Annotated in this window: 18 protein-coding genes; 11 read left to right on the top strand and 7 right to left on the bottom strand. The window is 65.9% G+C overall.

The genetic code is table 11. The features are described from left to right. Positions 1-211 precede the first annotated feature (211 nt). From purM to L0963_RS12810, 4 genes are all read left to right on the top strand, one after another. Positions 212-1318 carry a phosphoribosylformylglycinamidine cyclo-ligase gene (purM, locus tag L0963_RS12825; protein ID WP_217372411.1) on the top strand — a complete coding sequence of 369 codons (1107 nt, stop codon included), beginning with the start codon at positions 212-214 and terminating at the stop codon, positions 1316-1318. 114 nt (positions 1319-1432) lie between these two features. Beyond that, complete coding sequence (gene purN, locus L0963_RS12820) at positions 1433-2383, top strand: phosphoribosylglycinamide formyltransferase (RefSeq protein ID WP_186402324.1); 951 nt, start codon at positions 1433-1435, stop codon at positions 2381-2383. A 182-nt stretch (positions 2384-2565) separates the two neighbouring features. Next, the gene (cls, locus tag L0963_RS12815) at positions 2566-4011 is read left to right on the top strand and encodes a cardiolipin synthase (protein ID WP_234179880.1); all 1446 of its coding nucleotides are present in this window, start codon (positions 2566-2568) and stop codon (positions 4009-4011) included. Positions 4012-4113: 102 nt separating this feature from the next. Then, complete coding sequence (locus L0963_RS12810) at positions 4114-4542, top strand: phage tail protein (protein ID WP_234179878.1); 429 nt, start codon at positions 4114-4116, stop codon at positions 4540-4542. Positions 4543-4595: 53 nt separating this feature from the next. Here L0963_RS12810 and ndk read toward each other — a convergent pair whose 3' ends face one another. The 4 genes from ndk to L0963_RS12790 form a co-directional block, all read right to left on the bottom strand. Beyond that, positions 4596-5018, bottom strand: coding sequence for a nucleoside-diphosphate kinase (gene ndk / locus L0963_RS12805; RefSeq protein WP_003047863.1), 423 nt, complete (start codon positions 5016-5018; stop codon positions 4596-4598). Between the two features lie 102 nt (positions 5019-5120). Further along, complete coding sequence (locus L0963_RS12800) at positions 5121-5657, bottom strand: hypothetical protein (protein WP_186402327.1); 537 nt, start codon at positions 5655-5657, stop codon at positions 5121-5123. A 117-nt stretch (positions 5658-5774) separates the two neighbouring features. Continuing rightward, positions 5775-6224 carry a DNA polymerase III subunit chi gene (locus tag L0963_RS12795; RefSeq protein WP_186402328.1) on the bottom strand — a complete coding sequence of 150 codons (450 nt, stop codon included), beginning with the start codon at positions 6222-6224 and terminating at the stop codon, positions 5775-5777. Positions 6225-6239: 15 nt separating this feature from the next. Next, complete coding sequence (locus tag L0963_RS12790) at positions 6240-7685, bottom strand: leucyl aminopeptidase (RefSeq protein WP_062902786.1); 1446 nt, start codon at positions 7683-7685, stop codon at positions 6240-6242. Between the two features lie 132 nt (positions 7686-7817). Here L0963_RS12790 and L0963_RS12785 point away from each other — a divergent pair, with 132 nt between their 5' ends. The 7 genes from L0963_RS12785 to L0963_RS12755 all read left to right on the top strand — a co-directional run bounded on the left by L0963_RS12785 (position 7818) and on the right by L0963_RS12755 (position 15954). After that, the gene (locus L0963_RS12785) at positions 7818-10118 is read left to right on the top strand and encodes an LPS-assembly protein LptD (RefSeq protein WP_234179876.1); all 2301 of its coding nucleotides are present in this window, start codon (positions 7818-7820) and stop codon (positions 10116-10118) included. 128 nt (positions 10119-10246) lie between these two features. Beyond that, positions 10247-11587 (top strand): peptidylprolyl isomerase, encoded by a 1341-nt coding sequence (locus L0963_RS12780; protein ID WP_186402330.1) that lies wholly within the window; start codon positions 10247-10249, stop codon positions 11585-11587. Further along, on the top strand, positions 11587-12606 hold the full coding sequence (pdxA, locus tag L0963_RS12775; protein ID WP_409574532.1) for a 4-hydroxythreonine-4-phosphate dehydrogenase PdxA: 1020 nt from the start codon (positions 11587-11589) through the stop codon (positions 12604-12606). The genes L0963_RS12780 and pdxA overlap by 1 nt, the downstream gene beginning before the upstream one ends. Continuing rightward, positions 12603-13445 carry a 16S rRNA (adenine(1518)-N(6)/adenine(1519)-N(6))-dimethyltransferase RsmA gene (gene rsmA / locus L0963_RS12770; protein WP_234179874.1) on the top strand — a complete coding sequence of 281 codons (843 nt, stop codon included), beginning with the start codon at positions 12603-12605 and terminating at the stop codon, positions 13443-13445. The genes pdxA and rsmA overlap by 4 nt, the downstream gene beginning before the upstream one ends. A 106-nt stretch (positions 13446-13551) precedes the next feature. Further along, the gene (locus L0963_RS12765; RefSeq protein ID WP_186402332.1) at positions 13552-14724 is read left to right on the top strand and encodes a saccharopine dehydrogenase family protein; all 1173 of its coding nucleotides are present in this window, start codon (positions 13552-13554) and stop codon (positions 14722-14724) included. A gap of 8 nt (positions 14725-14732) precedes the next feature. Continuing rightward, positions 14733-15533, top strand: a complete 801-nt coding sequence (locus L0963_RS12760; protein WP_062902790.1) for an acyl-CoA thioesterase — start codon at positions 14733-14735, stop codon at positions 15531-15533. A 46-nt stretch (positions 15534-15579) separates the two neighbouring features. Then, entirely contained in the window at positions 15580-15954 is a 375-nt protein-coding gene (locus L0963_RS12755) for a hypothetical protein (RefSeq protein WP_186402333.1), read from the top strand. Positions 15955-15963: 9 nt separating this feature from the next. On the opposite strand, the gene L0963_RS12750 is transcribed toward L0963_RS12755, so the two are convergent. The 3 genes from L0963_RS12750 to L0963_RS12740 form a co-directional block, all read right to left on the bottom strand. Then, complete coding sequence (locus tag L0963_RS12750) at positions 15964-17301, bottom strand: sensor histidine kinase (RefSeq protein WP_186402334.1); 1338 nt, start codon at positions 17299-17301, stop codon at positions 15964-15966. Next, complete coding sequence (locus tag L0963_RS12745; RefSeq protein ID WP_234179871.1) at positions 17298-18032, bottom strand: response regulator; 735 nt, start codon at positions 18030-18032, stop codon at positions 17298-17300. The genes L0963_RS12750 and L0963_RS12745 overlap by 4 nt, the downstream gene beginning before the upstream one ends. Before the next feature lie 148 nt (positions 18033-18180). After that, a complete protein-coding gene (locus L0963_RS12740) occupies positions 18181-18804 on the bottom strand; it encodes a hypothetical protein (protein WP_186402336.1) in 624 nt (207 codons plus the stop codon). Positions 18805-18982: the final 178 nt, after the last annotated feature.

Genomic DNA, 18982 nt, shown 5'->3' with positions numbered 1-18982 from the left:
AGGGTTCTTACGCTTTGTTCCCAACCAAGATGCAACCTTCACTCTGTGCGTCATTCCGGCGAAAGCCGGAATCTCGACCTCGTGCCATAATGCCCCGGCGAGATCCCGGCCTTCGCCGGGATGACGATTCCTGCATGCCCTACGCGAAAGTCGAGGTCACCGACAAGGAAATCATGGCATTTGTCGGCCGGAAGCGTTAGTCGCGCGGGCCATGGATTCCAAGCATAACCAACCCGCCCCTTATACATATGCGCAGGCCGGCGTATCGATCGAGACCGGCAATGCGCTGGTCCGTGCCATCGCCCCGCTCGCCCGCGCGACGCGCCGCCCCGGCGCCGATGCCGACCTCGGCGGCTTCGGCGGCTTCTTCGACCTGAAAGCGGCGGGGTTCAACGATCCGCTGCTCGTCGCCGCGAACGATGGCGTGGGCACCAAGCTCAAGCTCGCGATCGACGCGGGCAAGCATGACGGGGTCGGGATCGATCTCGTTGCCATGTGCGCCAACGACCTCATCGTGCAGGGTGCCGAGCCGCTGTTTTTCCTCGACTATTATGCGACCGGCAAGCTCGACAAGACGCAAGCGACCGAAGTCGTCGCCAGCATCGCGGAGGGCTGCAAACAGGCGGGCTGCGCGCTGATCGGCGGCGAAACCGCCGAGATGCCGGGGATGTACTCGGACGGCGACTATGATCTTGCTGGCTTTTGCGTCGGCGCGGTCGAGCGCGACGAGGTGCTCACCGCCGACAAGGTCGCGGCGGGCGACGTGATCCTCGGCCTCGCGTCGTCGGGGGTTCATTCGAACGGCTTTTCGCTCGTGCGCCGCCTCGCCGCCGACAAGGGCTGGAAGCTCGACCGCCCGGCGCTGTTCGATCAGACCGTCCTGCTGATCGACGCGCTGATGGCGCCGACGCGCATATATGTGAAAAGCCTCCTGCCGCTCGTGAAGACCGGCAAGGTCCATGCGCTCGCGCACATCACCGGCGGCGGCCTGCTCGAAAATATCCCCCGCGTGCTGCCCAAAACGCTCCACGCGCATATCGATGCCGACGCCTGGGACCAGCCGCGGCTGATGGCGTTCCTGCAGGCGCAGGGCAATATCGAGCCCGAAGAAATGGCGCGCACTTTCAACTGCGGGATCGGCATGGCAGTCGTCGTCGCCGAACGCGACGTTGCGGCCGCGACCGAAACGCTCGAAGCAGCCGGCGAAACCGTCCACCGCATCGGCCACATCGCGGCGGGCGAAAAGGGCTGCACCGTGTCGGGCGGCGCGGAAACGTGGAGCGCGATGGGTGCGTGGAGCGCCACGCACCACGGCTGACGCACATTTCCGTTCGCCCTGAGCTTGTCGAAGGGCCGTCCTTCCCTTTGGACCTTGAAAGAGAAGAACAGTGCTTCGACAAGCTCAGCACGAACGGATTGAAAGGGTGGCGCCGTGATGAAAGCGAAAGTCGCGGTCCTCATCTCGGGCGCCGGGACAAATATGGCGGCGCTCCTCTATGCCGCAAAGGCCGCCGGCTGCCCTTATGAACTGGTGCTGGTCGCGAGCAACAACCCGGAAGCGCCGGGCCTCGCGCTCGCCGCTGCCGAAGGCATTGCGATCTGGGCGCAATCGCACAAGGGAATGTCGCGCGCCGCCTTCGACGCGCTGGTCGACGAACGGCTACGTGCCGCCGGCGCCGACTATGTCGCGCTTGCGGGCTATATGCGCATTCTCAGCGACGATTTCGTCGCCGGCTGGACCGACCGGATGCTCAACATCCATCCCAGTCTGTTGCCGCTCTACAAAGGGCTCGACACCCATCAGCGCGCGATCGACGCTGGCGACCGTTTCGGGGGGTGCAGCGTCCACATTGTCACGCCCGCACTCGACGATGGGCCGGTGCTGGCCCAGACCCCGGTCGCGATCGTGCCCGGCGACACCGCTGAAACATTGGCGGAACGCGTCCGTTTTGCCGAGCATCAGCTCTATCCCGCCGCGCTCGCCGCCTTCGTGACGCGCGAACGCGCACCCGACTGGCTGCTCGGCCGTGTCCGCACGCTGGCGATGGCGCTGCCCGAAGCCGACGAAGTGACGTCGCACGGCATGCCCTGTTTTGGCATCGTCAAGGGCAAGAAATTCGCCTATTTCACGCACGACCACCATGGCGACGGCAAGACCGCGCTGCTGGTCAAGATCAGCGGCGCCGACGAGCAGGCGCAGCTCATCGAACTCGACGAAGCGCGCTATTACCGCCCTGCCTATTTCGGCGACGGCTGGATCGGCATCCGCCTCGACCTCGGCGATACCGACTGGGATGCGATCGGCGACTGGCTCCGCAAGAGCTGGCTGGCGATCGCGCCGAAAAAGCTCGCGGGGCTGATGGGGGTGGCGGAGGAATTTTAGGCTCGGGCCGCAGTCAGCCAATTCGTCATCGCGAGCGGAGCGAAGCAACCCAGAGCGGATTACGCCCGCCCGGGATTGCCGCGTCGCTTCGCTCCTCGCAATGACGCCAAGGATGCCCCACCTTTCCCCTCCCCCAAAATTCGCACTGGCATTTTGCGCCAAAGCACGATGAACTGGCGGCGATGGAGTATGATTTCGCCCTGATCCTGTGGGCCGCGTACATCGCGGTCTTCATCGTCATCCTGAGCCGGATCATCCTGCGGCCGCAGCGCGAGCCCGCCTCACGGCTCGCGTGGTTGATCGCGACGATCGCGGTGCCGGTCGTCGGCATCCTCGCCTATCTGCTGCTCGGCGAGGCGCGGATCAGTGCTAAGCGCCGCGCGCGCTATGCCGCGATCGAGGCGCATCTGCCGCACCCCAGCGAGAAGGACGCCGTCCGCCGCGCGCTCGCCCGCAGCGCCTGGGCGGCGCCCTTCGCGCTCGCCGAAACGGTGAACGCGCTGCCGCCGACCGCGGGCAATCGCGCCCGCCTCGCCGCCGACAGCAACGCCGCGATCCGCGAGATGGTCGACGACATCGACAATGCGAAGTCGACCGTCCACCTCTGTTTCTATATCTGGCTCGCCGACAGTAACGGCTTCCGGATCAAGGACGCGCTGGTCCGCGCGGCCCGGCGCGGCGTGAAGGTCCGCGTCCTCGCCGACGCGCTCGGCTCGCGCGGTTTCATCCGGTCGGCCTATTGGATCGAGCTCGAAAATGCCGGGGTCGATGCGCGCATCGCGCTGCCGATCGGCGGGCTCATCTGGACGCTGATCCGCGGGCGCTTCGACCTGCGCAATCACCGCAAGCAACTCATCATCGACAATCGCATCGCCTGGTGCGGCAGCCAGAATCTCGCGGACCCCGAATTTCGCATCAAGTCGAAATATGCGCCATGGGTCGACATCATGACGCGCTGGGAAGGCCCGGTGGTGCGAGACTGCCAGTTTGTCTTTGCCGCCGACTGGGAAAGCGAGCGCGGCGACGACATCGGCGACCTTTTGCAGGACGATGCCGAGCCTCCTGCCGCCGCCGACCCGGGCATCGCGGCGCAGGTGATCGCGACCGGCCCCAATGTTCGCTATGCCGCGATGACCGCCTGTTTCACCGCGCTCATCCATTCGGCGCGGCACGAGCTGGTCGTCACCACCCCCTATTTCGTCCCCGACGAACAATTGCTCTTCGCGCTGCTCGACTGCGCGCGGCGCGGCGTCGCGACGGTGATGATCGTGCCGCACCGCAACGATAGCCGCGTCGTCGCGGGCGCGAGCCGCAGCTATTATGCCGACCTCGTCGACGCGGGGGTAAAGCTCTACGAATATCGTCCCGGCCTGCTCCACGCCAAGACGATGGTGGTCGACGGCGAAGTCGCACTGATCGGCTCCGCCAACCTCGATCGCCGCAGCTTCGAACTCAATTTCGAGAATAATATCCTGTTACGTGACGAGGCCTTCGCTACCGAACTTCGCGCGCGACAGGAAGTCTACCGCGCCGATTCGATACCCGTCGGCGCCGCCGATGTCGCATCCTTCGGCATCGTCCGGCGGCTGTGGCAAAACCTCGTCGCGACGGTCAGCCCGCTGCTCTAGCGCCAGCCGCTCCGCCACCGCCCCTTCCACCTGATTGCGGGCATGTTGACAGCGCTCCGCCCCTTCCCGAGAAGTGCGCTGCTAGATCTGGGGGATTTGACGATGGGCAAGGAATTCAATGCATTTTCGATCGTGGGCGTGGCGCTGCTGGCGACATCTGTGCCAGCTCATGCAGCGAGCGACCCTTTTATCGGCGAAGTAATGATGACAGCCGCGACCTTCTGTCCGCGCGGTTGGACCGAAGCCAATGGCCAACTCGTGTCAATCAGCGAGAATTTGGCGCTTTTTTCGTTGCTGGGAACGACTTATGGCGGGGATGGGAGCAAGACCTTTGCGCTCCCTGATCTGCGGGGACGCGCGCCGGTCCATGTAGGTAACGGCCGTGACGTACCGCCGCTGGTGCTCGGCCAAAAGGGCGGCGACAGCAGCGTCGCCCGCGAGCCCGCGGCGTCGGGCGCAGTCAAAACGCAGCCGACACTAGCCATTCGCTACTGCGTCGCGATCCAAGGCATCTACCCGTCGCGCAGCTGAAAAAGGCCGCCGGATCACTCCGGCGGCCTCTTTGGCCTTGCGGCTCGGCTGGTTCAGCCGACGATTTCTTCGGGCTTGAAGAAATAGGCGATTTCGATCGCCGCATTTTCGTCGCTGTCGCTGCCGTGCACCGTGTTCGCTTCGATGCTTTCGGCCAGCTCCTTGCGAATCGTGCCGGGGGCCGCGTCCTTGGGGTTGGTAGCGCCCATCACGTCGCGGTTACGCTGCATCGCATTCTCGCCTTCGAGAACCTGGACGACGACCGGACCCGAGGTCATGAATTCGACGAGTTCGCCGAAGAAGGGGCGTTCCTTGTGGACCGCGTAAAAGCCCTCGGCCTGTTCCTTGGTCATGTGGATGCGCTTCGACGCGACGACGCGCAGGCCGGCGTCTTCCAGCATCTTGGTGACGGCGCCGGTGATGTTGCGGCGGGTCGCGTCGGGCTTGATGATCGAAAAGGTGCGGGTGACCGCCATTGGGAAAGCTCCTGCTTTATATCTTGTCGGAATGGGCGCGCCTCTAGCCGCGCTTTCGCCGCTCCGCAAGCAAAGAGCGCGGGGGCCTTTCCCGGCGCCGGATCAGCCGCCGTGGCCGTAGGTGATCGACCCGTTGACCATGTCGCCCGCCTGCGTCGCCGTGACCTGCACGCCTGACTTGCTGTCGCCAGGCCGTTCGGCGCCGAACATAGCGGTTTCGCCGGCCTTGACCTCGGTCGTGATCTTCATGCCCGCGGCCTCGGCCTGCTTGCGGAAATGCGCGATCACGTCAGCGGCCTGGCCCTTGACCTCAAAGCTCGCCATGCCGCCAGCCCCATCCTTGTTCGTCGCGGTGAAGCCGCCCGTAACCTTTGCACCCGGATAGGGCGAGAAACCGGCGGGGAATTTCGCATTGCCCGCGCCGCCGCCGAACTGCATCTCGCCGTCCTCGGTCTTGATGCTGATCGTGCCATTTTCGCCGCTGGTGTCGGACGTCACCTTATAGTCGGCGGTCTTTCCGGTTTCGGGGTCGGTGTAAGTGCCGCTCGCGACTTCCTTTTCGGATTTCGACCCGCACGCCGAAAGCGTTATCGCCAGCGCGATCGCGGTGCCAAGCGTCAATGTCCTGAGCGTCGCCATAATCTACCTCCTGTTGCCCCCGAATCTCTCGGCTGCTGTCCCTAGGGTGCGACCCGATTGCCGTCGGTGATCCCCCTCACAGAAGACGATCTGCCCCGGCTCGGCCAGCCTATCGCGTCACGGCCCTTCGGACCAGCGTCCGCGTTCATCCTGTTTCCAGAAGTGAATTTCCACGCCCTCGGCCGTGGTCAGCGCGCGCCAGGTCGCGCGCGCATCGTCGATGCGGCTGTTGTCGAACAACAGGAATGCGCGCTGGAACGCCAGCGCCTCTTCGCGCCATTCGCCATCGGCGAGCGCGACATGGGTGGCGCCGTTGATCGCCGAGGCGCTGAGCGTGCCCGCGAGCAGGATCGGCTCGATCGCCTCGTCCGGCGATCCCGCCGCGCCGTGCGGCAGGAAACTTGCCGGTTGCAGCGTCCACAGCGCCTCGTCGATCGCCTGCCGCTGCAACGCCGCGGCGGCGACGATGAGCAACCGGTTGCCGCCTTCCAATATGCGCGTGGCGATCGCGGGGAGCACCCGTTCGACCGGGTCGCGGGTCAGCCGATAGAAGTCGACGCGCGCCATGCTCCCCGAACCGGATCAGCCTTCGTGATTGTCGGCGATATAGCGGTCGAGCAGGCGGACGCCATAGCCCGTCGCGCCCTTCGCCCACACCGGGCCGTCCTTGTCACTCCAGGCCGTGCCGGCGATGTCGAGGTGCGCCCAGGCGACTCCGTCCTCGACGAAGCGCTTGAGGAACTGCGCCGCGGTGATCGAACCGCCTTCGCGCGGGCCGATATTCTTCATGTCGGCGATGGGACTATCGATCAGCTTGTCATAGGCCGGCGACAGCGGAAAGCGCCACAGCTTGTTGTTCGTCGCCTCACCCGCTGCGATCAGTTTTTCTGAAAGCCCGTCGTCATTGGCGAAAATGCCCGCATATTCGTGGCCGAGCGAGATCACCATCGCGCCGGTCAGCGTCGCCAGATCGACGATGACCTTGGGCTCATAGACCTTCTGCGCCCAGGTGATCGCGTCGCACAGCACCAGCCGCCCTTCGGCGTCGGTATTGAGCACCTCGACCGTCTGGCCCGACATGGTGGTGACGATGTCGCCGGGGCGCTGCGCATTGCCGTCGGGCATATTTTCGACAAGGCCGACGATGCCGACGACATTCGCCTTGGCCTTGCGGCCCGCGATCGCTTTCATCGCGCCCGCGACGGCGCCCGCGCCGCCCATGTCCCACTTCATCATGTCCATGCCCGGGCCGGGCTTCAGGCTGATCCCGCCGGTATCGAAGGTCACGCCCTTGCCGATGAATACGACCGGCTTGTCGTCGGCATTGCCGCCGTTCCAGCGCATCGCGAGCAGCCGCGGCGGCCGCACCGACCCTTGCGCGACGCCAAGCAGCGCGCCCATGCCGAGCGCCTTCATCTGCCGTTCGTCGAGCACCTCGATCTCGACGCCAAGGTCGGCCAGATGCTGGCAGCGCTCGACGAAGCTTTCGGGATAGAGGATGTTCGGCGGCTCGGCGACCAGCGTCTGGGTCAGCGCCACGCCGTCGGCAACCGCCGAATAGCTGCCCCAGCGCGCCGAAATATCGCCCGCGGGCGACGCGATCACGATGGTTTTCAGGCTGGGCTTGGCGGTGTCGGAAAGGCGGGTGCGATAGGTGTCGATGCGCCAATCGCGCAGCTTCGCACCCATCGCGAAGGCGAGCACATCATCCTCGTCGATCTGGCCCGCGCTCGCAAAATCGACGTGCAGCACCGCCACGCCGCTCGTCTGCAGCCGCGCGGTCAGCGCGCCGCCGCCGCGCTCGAGATCATGGACCGTCCCTTCGCCGATGCCCACCAGCAGCAGCCGCGTGGCCCGGTCGCCATCGAAAGCGGCGGTTTCGGCCACCGAACCCGCGGCGCCGTCGAACCGCGCCTGCTTCGCCAGCGCGCCGAGCAACGCGCCGAGGGCGCCAGCCTCGCCCTTGCGGACCGGAAATGCGACAACGTCGGCAGACGCATCGATTTGCGCGACAAACTGAATGTCCATCTTTTAACTCTCTTATGCGATGATTGATTGGAACGTGCCGGACCGATAGGGGTTTCGCTCGCGAGTTGCAAAACTAAAGCAGCCAGCCCGCAAAGGGTGGACGCAAGATAAGGTGTGGGACAAAGAAATTAAATGAGTCGGACTTTGTTCCCCCACGCGGCGCGCGCGCGGCCCCTTTGGGTCGCCACCGCAAGCGGCATGCTGCTTGTCGCCGTGCCCGCCGCGGCACAGACCGACACGCCCGCGTCGGCTCCGGCCGCGCAGCCCGACCTCCAGAATCGCGACGTTTCGGCCGTCACGGTCGATGCACCGAAGCCCGGTGACGAAGAACAGATCGGCTTTGCCGCCGACAATCTGAATTACGACAGCGATGCCGACATCGTCGTTGCCGACGGCAATGTCGAAATGAACCGCGACACCATCTCGATGCGCGCCGACAAGGTGACGTGGAACCGCAAGACCGGCGAAGTGGTCGCCGAGGGCGATGTCGCGATCAAGAATCCCGAAGGCGACACCGCCTATGGCGACCGCATCGTGCTGACCGACACGCTGCGCGACGGCATCGTCCAAAATATGCTCGTCGTGTTCGATAATGGCGCGCGGCTCGCCGCGGTGAAGGGTAGGCGCTTCGACAACGGCAATATCGAGCTGGAAAACGCCGCCTACACCCCCTGCCCAGTCGAAGATGACGCGGGCTGCCCCAAGAACCCCAGCTGGCAGATCCGCGCCGTCCGCGTCGTTTACGACCAGGCGAAGAACAAGATCCGCTACAAGGGCGCGCGCGTCGAAGTCTTCGGCCTGCCGCTCATCCCGCTGCCGGGGCTCAGCCACCCCGCCAACAATGATGCGGGCAGCGGTATCCTCGTCCCCGACGTCCGCCTCGGCCGCACCAACGGGTTCGAAATTGCCCTTCCCTATTATCTGCGCCTCGCCCCCGACCGCGACCTGACGATCACGCCGCACGTCTACACCAATACAGCGCCGATGATCGAAGGCGAGTTCCGCGCTCTCACCGATATCGGCGCTTTCCGAATCAACGGCTACGCGACCTACAGCTCGGTGGTGCCGCTGACCGGAACCGGCACCGCCGCCGATCAGCGCAACGATTTTCGCGGCTATCTGGAAAGCGCAGGCAAGTTCCAGTTCGATCCCAAGTGGAGCCTGACCTATTCGGGCCGGATCACCACCGACCGCACCTTCATGCGCCGCTACGATATCAGCCGCGACGACAGGTTGCGATCGATGTTCGAGCTCGAGCGGATCGGTGGGCAGAGCTATTTGTCGATCGCCGGCTGGGCGACGCAGACCCTGCGCGCGGGCGACAGCCAGGGACAGCAACCGATCGCGCTTCCGATCATCGACTATCGCCAACGCCTGCCCGATCCGTGGCTGGGCGGACAGTTTGAGCTTCAGCTCAACACGCTGTCGATCGCCCGCACCGCGGGACAGGATACGCAGCGCGCCTTCGCCGGCGCGCGCTGGGATCTGCGCGGTCTGACAGGGCTCGGCCAGGAAGTCACGCTGACCGCACTGGTGCGCGGCGATGTCTATCACAGTGACGAAAATCTGCTGACGCCGATCGCCGACTATCGCGGCAAGTCGGGCTGGCAGGCCCGCGGCATCGCCGCCATCGCCGCTGACATGCGCTGGCCCTTCATCGGCGAATTCCTCGGCGGCACCCAGACGCTGACCCCGCGAGTGCAGATCGTCGCGACGCCGCCGCTCAAGAATGTCGATATTCCGAACGAGGATTCGCGCGCCTTCGATCTTGAGGACGGCAATCTATTCGCGATCAATCGCTTCAACGGCTACGACCGGTTCGAGGACGGCGCGCGCATCACCTATGGCGTTGAATGGAATTTCAGTCGCCCCGGCTTCAATATCAGCAGCGTCATCGGGCAAAGCTATCGCCTGTCGGACAAGCCGACGCTGTTCCCCGACGGGACGGGGCTCACCGACCGGCTCTCCGACATCGTCGGGCGGACGACCGTCGCCTACAGGGATTTCCTGCGCCTCACCCACCGCTTCCGGCTCGACAAGGATAATCTGGCGATCCGCCGCAACGAATTCGACGCGACGATCGGCAGCCGCTCGACCTATGCCGTGCTCGGCTATTCGCGCCTCAACCGCGACATCACCCTGCTCGGCGAAGATCTGCAGGATCGCGAAGAAGCGCGCGTCGGCGGCCGCGTGGCGGTCGCGAAAAACTGGTCGATCTTCGGCTCGGCGATCGTCGATCTGACCAGCAAGGCCGACGATCCGCTCAGCACATCGGACGGCTTCGACCCGATTCGCCACCGGCTCGGCGTCGCCTATGACGACGACTGCCTGTCGATCGCCTTCACCTGGCGCCGCGATTACATCGACACCGGCGACGCGCGGCGCGGCAACAGCTTCTCTTTCCGCGTCGCGTTCCGCAACCTCGGTTTCTGATCGCTCAGCCTGCGTTCAGCGTTTTCCCGCTATCTCCCGGCTTCAAAGGTCCGGATGGCGGATTGCGCTGGACCATCGGGCGCTTCGGCTGATACGGAGCGTCGCATTCTTACTCGAATAGGATGGCAATGACCAAAATTTCGACCATGTTCGGACTGATTGCCGCTGCGGCCGTGGGGTCCGTCCCGGTGTCGGCCCAGACCGTAGCCGACAGCGAAACCCCTGCGACCAACCTCGCCATTCCCGGCAATGTCCAGCTTTACGGCGACGGCAAGCCCAACGTCTATCGCCCCTCGGCGATCGTCAACGGCGAAGTCATCACCGCGACCGACATCGAGCAGCGCATGGCGCTGATCCGCATTGCGAACAACAATATGGAATTGCCCGCCGAGGAAATTCAGCGGCTGCGCCAGCAGGTGTTCAGCAACCTGATCGACGAAAAGCTCCAGATTCAGGAAGCCCGCGCGGCAAAGATCGACATCGACGAAAATGTCATCAACGAACAATTTGCCCGGCTGGCGGCGCGTTTCAAGCAGACGCCCGACGAATTCAGCAAATATCTCGCGTCCAAGGGGTCTTCGGCCGCCGCGGTGAAGCAGCAAATCCGCGGCGAATTTGCTTGGGACCGCCTGCTGTCGCGCAATATCCAGTCGACGACCAATGTATCGACCGACGAGGTGGAAGCGGTGGTCAAGCGGCTGCAGGAGGCCAAGGGTCAGGACGAACTGCACCTCGGCGAAATCTATCTCGCGACGACGCCCGAAAATGCCGCCGCCGTGATGGCGAATGCGCAAAAGATCATTCAGGCGCTTCAGGCCGGCGGCAGCTTCGCTGCCTATGCACGCCAATTCTCCGAAGCCTCGACCGCGGTCGTTGGCGGCGATCTCGGCTGGGTCCGCCCCGCGACCCTTCCGCCGTCGATGGCGCAGGCGGCGCTCAACATGCAGCCCGGCCAGCTCGTCGGCCCGGTCGAAGTCCCGGGCGGGATATCGATCCTGCTGATGATCGACCGGCGCCAGGTTCTGACGGCCGACCCGCGCGACGCGGTGCTCAGCCTCAAGCAGGTGTCGCTCGATTTCGCCCCCGGCACGACCGAAGCAAAGGCGAGCGAGCTCGCCAGCCAGTTCGCCGACGCGACGCGCAGCATCGCCGGTTGCGGCGCGGCCGACGATATCGCCGCCAAGCTCGGCGCGAATGTCGTGTCGCGCGACAATATCTCGATGCGCGCATTGCCACCGCAGCTGCAGAACACGCTGACCAACATGCAGATCGGCCAAGTCACTCAGCCGTTCGGCGCCGCCAATGAAGGGGTCAGCGTCCTGGTCCTTTGCGGCCGCGACCTGCCTGAATCGGCGACCGCTCCCGACGTTCAGGCGATCGAGCAGAAGCTGCTCGAGGACAAGGTCAACAAGCGCGCGCAACGCTATCTGCGCGACCTGCGCCGGGATGCGGTGATCGAATATAATTGATGACGGCTATGATTAAACGACGCCCGATCGCGGTCACCATGGGCGACCCGGCGGGCGTCGGTCCCGAAGTTGCGGCCCGCGCCTGGGCCGAACGCGACAAGCACGACCTTCCCCCCTTCGTCACCGTCGGCGACGCTGCGGTGATCGAAGCCGTCTGGGACGGTCCGATCGTTCGCGTCAACGACATGGAGGAGGCCGGACGGCTGTTCGACACGGCGCTGCCCGTCTGGCATCTCGAGGACAGCGGCCCCCTCACCCCCGGCGAACCGACTGCGGCCGGCGCGACTTGCGCCCTGCATGCGCTGGAAACCGGCATCGGTCTCACCCGCAACGGCGCCGCCGCGGCGCTGGTGACGGGTCCGGTGTCGAAACATGCGCTGCAAAGCATCGGCTATACCCATCCGGGGCAGACCGAATTCATCGCCGAACGCTGCGGCGTTACCGCGACCAATGCGGTGATGATGCTCGCCGGCCCCGGCCTGCGCGTCGTACCGCTGACCGTCCATATCCCGCTCGCCGAGGTGCCCGAACGCCTGACCGCCGAGCTTATCGTTGCCAAGGCGCGCATCGTCGTGCGCGGCCTGATCCGCGACTTCGGTATCGCCCAGCCGCGCCTCGCGATGGCCGGGCTCAACCCCCATGCCGGCGAAAGCGGCCGACTCGGCGACGAGGAAATCCGCATCATCGCCCCCGCGATCGAGCAGCTTGCCGCCGAGGGGATCGTCGTCGACGGCCCGCTCGCCGCCGATGCGCTGTTCGCACCCGGCATCCGCGACCGCTATGACGCTCTGCTCTGCGGCTATCACGATCAGGCGCTGGCGCCGTTCAAGGCGCTGCATTTCCACGACGGCGTCAACCTGACGCTCGGGCTGCCGATCATCCGTACCTCGCCCGATCATGGTACCGCCTTCAACATCGCGGGTTCGGGAACCGCCGATCCCGGACCGACGATCGCCGCGATCGCAATGGCCGCGCGGATGGCCGGGGCGCGGGCGCGCGGCTGCGCCGCCGCCGCGTGACGACGCAGCCCAATCGTCCGCTGCCGCCGCTGCGCGATGTCGTGCGCGCGCACGGCCTCTCGGCCAGCAAGGCGCTTGGGCAGAATTTCCTTTTCGACGAACAATTGCTCGATCGCGTCGCGGCGATCCCCGGCAATCTCGACGGCGCGACGGTGTTCGAGGTCGGTCCCGGACCGGGCGGGCTGACGCGCGCGCTGTTGCGCGCCGGGGCGCGGGTGATCGCGGTCGAACGCGACGAACGCTGCCTGCCGCTGCTCGCCGATCTTGCCGATGCCTTCGACGGCCGGTTGACCGTCGTGTCAGACGACGCGATGGCGGTCGATGCGAACGCGCTGGCGGGCGGCCCCTATCATATCGTCGCCAACCTTCCCTATAATGTCGGTACCGCACTGTTCACGCGCTGGCTCGAACCCGCTGCCTGGCCGCCGCAATGGCTGTCGCTGACGCTGATGTTCCAGCTCGAGGTCGCCGAACGCATCGTCGCCCCCGTCGGCAGCTCGGCTTACGGGCGGCTCGCGGTGCTGGCGCAGTGGCGCGCCCAGGCGAAGCTCGCGATGAAGGTCCACCGCTCGGCGTTCACCCCGCCGCCCAAGGTGATGTCGGCGATCGTCCATGTCACCCTGGGAGACGAACCGCCGGGCGTGTCGCCTGCGGTGCTGTCGAAGCTCACCGAAAAGGGGTTCGGACAGCGCCGCAAGATGCTGCGCCAGAGCCTCAAGGGGGTTCCCGGCGCGATCGAGGCGCTGGACGCGCTCGGTATCGATCCGACCCGGCGCGCTGAGACGGTCAGCGTCGCCGAATGGGTGGCGCTTGCACGGTCGCTGACGCCCGCCGCCTGACGCTGGTGGATTGAGGCCCGCGGACCCGGCGCGACGCGACGCCCCTTGGCACGGCCGCCCATCTGCGCTAGCCTTTAGTTAACGTTTACGTAAATGGGAGGGTGCCGTGGCAGAGGCCCGCGAATTCGACATCATCGTCTATGGTGCGACCGGCTTTACCGGCCGCCTCGTCGCCGAATATTTCGTGCAGCATTATGGCGGCCGCAAGGACGCGCCCAAATGGGCGATGGCGGGACGCAGTCTCGACAAGCTTGCCGAGGTGCGCGACCTGATCGGCGCGCCGGCCGACACGCCGCTCGTCGTCGCCGACGCCAGCGAGCCCGCCAGCCTCGACATGATGGCGCATCGCACGCGCGTCGTGCTGACCACCGTCGGCCCCTATCAGCTTTATGGCAGCGACCTCGTCAACGCCTGCGCCAAGGCCGGAACCGCCTATGCCGATCTGTGCGGCGAGCCCGGCTGGATGCGCGAGATGATCGACGCGCATCAGGATCAGGCGCAGGCATCGGGCGCGCGCATCACCTTTTCGTGCGGCTTCGATTCGATCCCCTTCGACCTCGGCGTGCTGTTTCTCCAGGCCGAGGCGGTGAAGCGCCACGGCAAACCCGCGCCGCGCGTGAAGGGCCGCGTACGCAAGATGCAGGGCGGCGCCTCGGGCGGCACCATCGCCAGCCTGACCGAAACACTGAAGGCCGTCGCCAAGAAGCCGTCGCTCGCGCTGTTGCTCAAATCCTCCTTCGCGCTGACCCCGGGGTTCGAAGGTCCGCACCAGCCGTCGGGACTGATCCCCGAATATGATCATGCGACCGGCACCTGGACTGCGCCCTTCGTGATGGCGCCGATCAACACCAAAAATGTCCACCGCACCAATTTCCTGCTCGGCCACCCATGGGGGTCCGACCTTGTCTATGACGAGATGGTGATGACGACGATCGGCGAGGCCGGAAAGGCGATGGCCGAAGCGATGGCGAAGGCGAACCCCTTCGGCGAATCCAAGCTCAAACCCGGCGAGGGACCGAGCAAGGAAGAGCGCGAAAACGGCTTCTATGACATCCTCTTCGTTGGCGAATATCCCGACGGCACCACGATCCGCGCCAGCGTCCAGGGCGACCGCGACCCCGGCTATGGATCGACGTCGAAGATGCTCGCCGAAACCGGCATGACGCTGCTCGAAACCGATGGCGCGGGCGGCGTGTGGACCCCCGGCGCGCTGCTTGGTCAGGCCCTGATCGACCGGCTGACCGCCCATGCCGGACTGACCTTCCAGATCGAGGATTGAGTTTACCGATGACAAGCTCCCCCAGCGCGCTCGACGCGCTGCTCTCCACCCTGCGCGTCGACGGCAATGTCGCGACGGCGCATATCGACGACGGCTGGATGCAGGGCCGCACGGCCTATGGCGGGATCAGCTCGGCGGTCGCGCTCGCCGGCACGATGGCGCTCCACCCGACCGAGGCGCCGCTTCGCTATGCGCAGATCAGCTTCGTCGGGCCGGTCAGCGGCGATTGCACCGTGCATACGCGCGTGCTGCGCCAATCGAAATCGAGCCTGTTCATCGACGCTGGCGTCACCAGCGATGCAGGCTTCGGCACCGCCGCGGTCTTCGCCTTCTCGCCCGACCGGCAAAGCCATCTCGATCACGACCGGCTCGCCATACCCGACGCGCCCGCCCCCGAAACGCTTCAGCCGGTGCCCGAGCACAAGGCGCGGCCCAGCTTCACCCGCCATTTCGACATGCGCCCGACGACCGGCCCGCGCTTCAACTGGAAAAGCGATGTCGGCGAATATCTGACCTGGGTGCGCTTTGTCGAAGAGCCCGCCTGTCATCCGGCGGTCGCGCTGCTCGCGATGGGCGATGCGCTGCCCCCCGCGGCGATGGCGCTGTTCACCGAATTCGGTCCGATCAGCTCGATGAACTGGACGGTCAACATGCTCACCGCAAAGCCCGAGACCGACGACGGCTGGTGGCTGCTCTCAGCCAAGACCGGCTTCGCCCGCAACGGGCTGTCGGTGCAGGACATGATGCTGTGGAACCGCGCCGGCGAACCGGTGCTGCACGGCAGCCAGGCGATTGCGATTTACGCCTGATAACGACCCCATCGCGGACTTAGGTGATCGAAGCCAAAAAAACCAGATGGCTGGCCTGACTCAACTGGAACGCGCCGCATTGCAGGCAATTTTTGCAGAAGCTGGTAATCTCGCAAGAGGTCTTGACCGTCTGCTCGATGCTGAGGTGTTGTCACGCGAAAACACCGGCGGAGGTTTCTTCACAACCCTAGCTGCACCGATTGCCCCTCGCCGGGAAAGTCTTCATTTAGGAGAGCATGTTTGGGTCGCGGTTGAAGGGCTGGATTTTGGCCTTGGCATCATCCTTCACCTTCACGAACAGCGGCTACCGCTCATCGAGGGTTACGCGGTTGCGCTGGAAGACACATTGCAGGTGAACTTCGCTGAGGTCCGATTTGCGATGGTCAGCGAACCCAGTGCGATGCCAGCGGACTTCGGCTAACCACCCGACTTACGTCAGAACCGGTAGCACAATCGCGGCTTCGAGCCCGCCGCCCGGGCGGTTCGCCAGTACCAGCTCGCCGCCCTCGCCCGCCGCAATCTCGCGCGCGATCGACAGGCCGAGGCCGGCGCCACCCGTCGCGCGGTTCCGCGACTGCTCGCCGCGCGCAAAGGGTTCGACCAGCGTGCGGATTTGCTCGTCGGTCAGCCCCGGGCCGTCATCGGACACGATGATGCGCGCATGGTCGCCCTCGCGCACCACCGACAGCCGCGCGCGAACGCCATAGGCCAGCGCATTGTCGATCAGGTTGCGCAGCGCCCGGCGCAGCAGCATCGGGCGCGCCCGCACCGCCGCCTCGGCGAGCGCGCCCGCCGCGACATCCTTGCCCTGCTCGCCATAGTCTGCCGTCAGTTCGCGCAGTAGCAGCGGCAGCGCGATCGCCTCGGGCGCCTCGGTTCCCGCCCCCGACCGCGCGAGCGCCAATATGTCGGCCAGCATCGCGGTCATTTCCTCGATCGAGGCGATCATCTTTTCGCGCAGCAGGTCGTCGTCGACCTGCTCGACGCGGACGCGCAGACTTGCGAGCGGGGTGCGCAGATCGTGGCCGACCGCACCCAGCATCCGGTCCTTGTCGGCGAGCATCGTGCCGATGCGCGCGCGATAGGCGTTGAACGCCGCAATCAGGTCGCGCACGTCGGACGGACCCGCCTCGTCGATCGGCGGCAGATCGCGCGCCGCCGGATTGGCCCGCACCGCGCGGGTCAACTCGCGCAGCGGCGCCGCGACGCGCCACGCGATCAGGATGATCGGCACGAGGAGCAGCAGATAGAGCGACAGCGTCTGCCATAGCAAAAAGCCTTGCAGGCGCCCGCCGGTCGCCGGAATGCGGCTCCGCACGGTGAAATAGCGCCCGTCGACGCGCGCGCTCACCACGACGACGCGGCCGGGATAGCTGGTCTTCTGCGCACGCGGCCGCAGCGGCATCGCCCACGCGGACACCTCGCTCGCCTTGACCCCGCCCTCGCTCAGCAGGTCGGCGACATAGGCTGACAGGTCGGCAAGCGGCACCGACCCCGGAATCAGCGGCGGCGGCCCGTCGGTAATCAGTAGTTTCTGGACCCGGTCGTGCCGGCCTCTCGCGGCGCCGTCGTCGATCCGGCCGCGTCGGTCGCGATCGATCGCATCGATGATCCGTGCGACCGCCATGCCGCCGCCATGCGCAAGCGTCTGCTGCTTCTGGCCGCGTGCGAGCATCACGAAATTGATCCCCTGCGCGACGAAGAGCATCGCTGCGACGGCCAGCACCAACTGCCCGATCAGGCTGCGCGGCCACAGACGAATGCTCATGCGGCCGGCCCCAGCCGCTTGACCTCGCAAGCCAGCGTATAGCCGCCGCCCCACACCGTCTTGACGATCTGCGGGTGCGTGGGGTCTTCCTCGATCTTCTTGCGCAGGCGGCTGACCAGATTGTCGATCGCGCGGTCGAAGATGTCGGCCTCGCGCCCGCGCACCAGATCGAGCAGCCGGTCGCGGCTCATCACCTGTCGCGGATGGCGCACCAGCGCGTGAAGCAAGTGAAATTCGCCCGACGACAGCGCGACTTCGGTGCCCGCCTCGTCGACCAGCACGCGTTCGACCTCGCGCAGCACCCACGGCCCGAAGGCATAGCTCGTCCCGCCCGGATCGACCGCGCGGCCGTTCGCCTGCGTCCGGCGCAGCACGGTGCGGATGCGCGCGACCAGTTCGCGCGGGTTGAAGGGTTTGACGACATAGTCATCGGCGCCGATCTCCAGCCCGATGATGCGCTCGGTATCTTCGGCGCGCGCGGTGAGCAGGATCACGGGGATGCTGCTCGTCTCGCGCAGATGGCGGGTCAGCGACAGGCCGTCTTCGCCGGGCATCATGATGTCGCTTACTACCAGGTCGACCGATTGCGCGCGCAGCACCGACCGCGCTTCGGCGGCATTGGCCGCGTCGGTCACGGCAAATCCCTGCGCCTCCAGATATTCGGAAAGCGGCTCGCGGATCGACGGTTCGTCGTCGATCAGCAGAATGCGGGGGGTGTCGCTATCGGTCATGGTTATCCGCTACAAATAAATAGTTCGCCCACCGGCCCGCAGGGGGCCGATGGGCGATAGCTGGCAGGACGCGGCGGCAAAGGCAATGCCAGCGTGGGGGGCCAGGGAGGGGGGATAGGCCCGCCCACGCCGCCCGCGTCGCTGCCAATCAGTTGGCGGCGGGCGGCGCCGGCGGCGCACCGCGCTTGTCGCGCATCCCTTGGCGCATGGCCTGCCGCTCTTCCGCTGTCACCTTGCCGTCCTTGTTGGTATCCAACCGGTCGAAGCGCGCCAGCGCGCCGGCGACAAATTCGGCCTGGCTGATTGCCTTGTCGCCACTGGCATCGGCCTTCATCCAGCCGCCCGGACCGCCATGTCCGCCGCGCTTGCCGCCGTGATGGCCGCGCATCGCGTGCCGCTCGCCGCCTCCGCCCGGCGCACCGGCGCGTTCGCCGCGCTTGGCTTTCCATTCGGCGCGCTTCGCCTGGCGCGCGGCATCGGCCTGGTCCCATTCGGCCTTGCTGATGCTGCCATCCTTGTTGGCGTCAAGGCGGTCGAACATCTGGGCGCGCTTTTCGGCATGGCGTGCGGCGCGATCGGCCTGGTCGAGCTTGCCGTCCTTGTTGATGTCAAGCTTGACGAACATCGCCTTGGCGTGCGCTTCGACCTCAGCGCGGGTCAGCACGCCGTCCTTGTTGGCGTCGCCCATGTTGCGGTCGCCGCCGGGGGCAGCCAGCACCGGCACCGCGATCAGCGCGGCGCCCAGCGTCAAAAGGGTCATCTTTTTCTTCACGTCACGAACTCCTGTCCAAGGGACCACATGAAAGGGGGGAGAGCCTTCGGTCCCGATGACACCCTTCTAGGCTCCGTTTGTCCCACAGCATTGCCGCATCGTCGGAATAGTGTCGCAAAATGTCGCAAAACGCCCCCCGCGTTCATCCCACGGCAAGTTCCGGCTGCGCCGCCAGGCG

The organism is Sphingopyxis sp. NFH-91, assembly GCF_021401285.1.
Lineage (GTDB): Bacteria > Pseudomonadota > Alphaproteobacteria > Sphingomonadales > Sphingomonadaceae > Sphingopyxis > Sphingopyxis terrae_A.
This window is presented reverse-complemented; position numbering and strand designations above follow the sequence as displayed.

Coding starts and splice junctions, on each gene's coding strand:
- pdxA (WP_409574532.1), top strand. CDS start 11,587: ATGACGGCTATGATTAAACGACGCCCGATCGCGGTCACCATGGGCGAC.
- L0963_RS12810 (WP_234179878.1), top strand. CDS start 4,114: ATGGGCAAGGAATTCAATGCATTTTCGATCGTGGGCGTGGCGCTGCTG.
- L0963_RS12785 (WP_234179876.1), top strand. CDS start 7,818: ATGAGTCGGACTTTGTTCCCCCACGCGGCGCGCGCGCGGCCCCTTTGG.
- L0963_RS12745 (WP_234179871.1), bottom strand. CDS start 18,032: ATGACCGATAGCGACACCCCCCGCATTCTGCTGATCGACGACGAACCG.
- L0963_RS12780 (WP_186402330.1), top strand. CDS start 10,247: ATGACCAAAATTTCGACCATGTTCGGACTGATTGCCGCTGCGGCCGTG.
- ndk (WP_003047863.1), bottom strand. CDS start 5,018: ATGGCGGTCACCCGCACCTTTTCGATCATCAAGCCCGACGCGACCCGC.
- L0963_RS12800 (WP_186402327.1), bottom strand. CDS start 5,657: ATGGCGACGCTCAGGACATTGACGCTTGGCACCGCGATCGCGCTGGCG.
- L0963_RS12755 (WP_186402333.1), top strand. CDS start 15,580: ATGGCTGGCCTGACTCAACTGGAACGCGCCGCATTGCAGGCAATTTTT.
- L0963_RS12795 (WP_186402328.1), bottom strand. CDS start 6,224: ATGGCGCGCGTCGACTTCTATCGGCTGACCCGCGACCCGGTCGAACGG.
- purM (WP_217372411.1), top strand. CDS start 212: ATGGATTCCAAGCATAACCAACCCGCCCCTTATACATATGCGCAGGCC.
- L0963_RS12750 (WP_186402334.1), bottom strand. CDS start 17,301: ATGAGCATTCGTCTGTGGCCGCGCAGCCTGATCGGGCAGTTGGTGCTG.
- L0963_RS12760 (WP_062902790.1), top strand. CDS start 14,733: ATGACAAGCTCCCCCAGCGCGCTCGACGCGCTGCTCTCCACCCTGCGC.
- cls (WP_234179880.1), top strand. CDS start 2,566: ATGGAGTATGATTTCGCCCTGATCCTGTGGGCCGCGTACATCGCGGTC.
- L0963_RS12790 (WP_062902786.1), bottom strand. CDS start 7,685: ATGGACATTCAGTTTGTCGCGCAAATCGATGCGTCTGCCGACGTTGTC.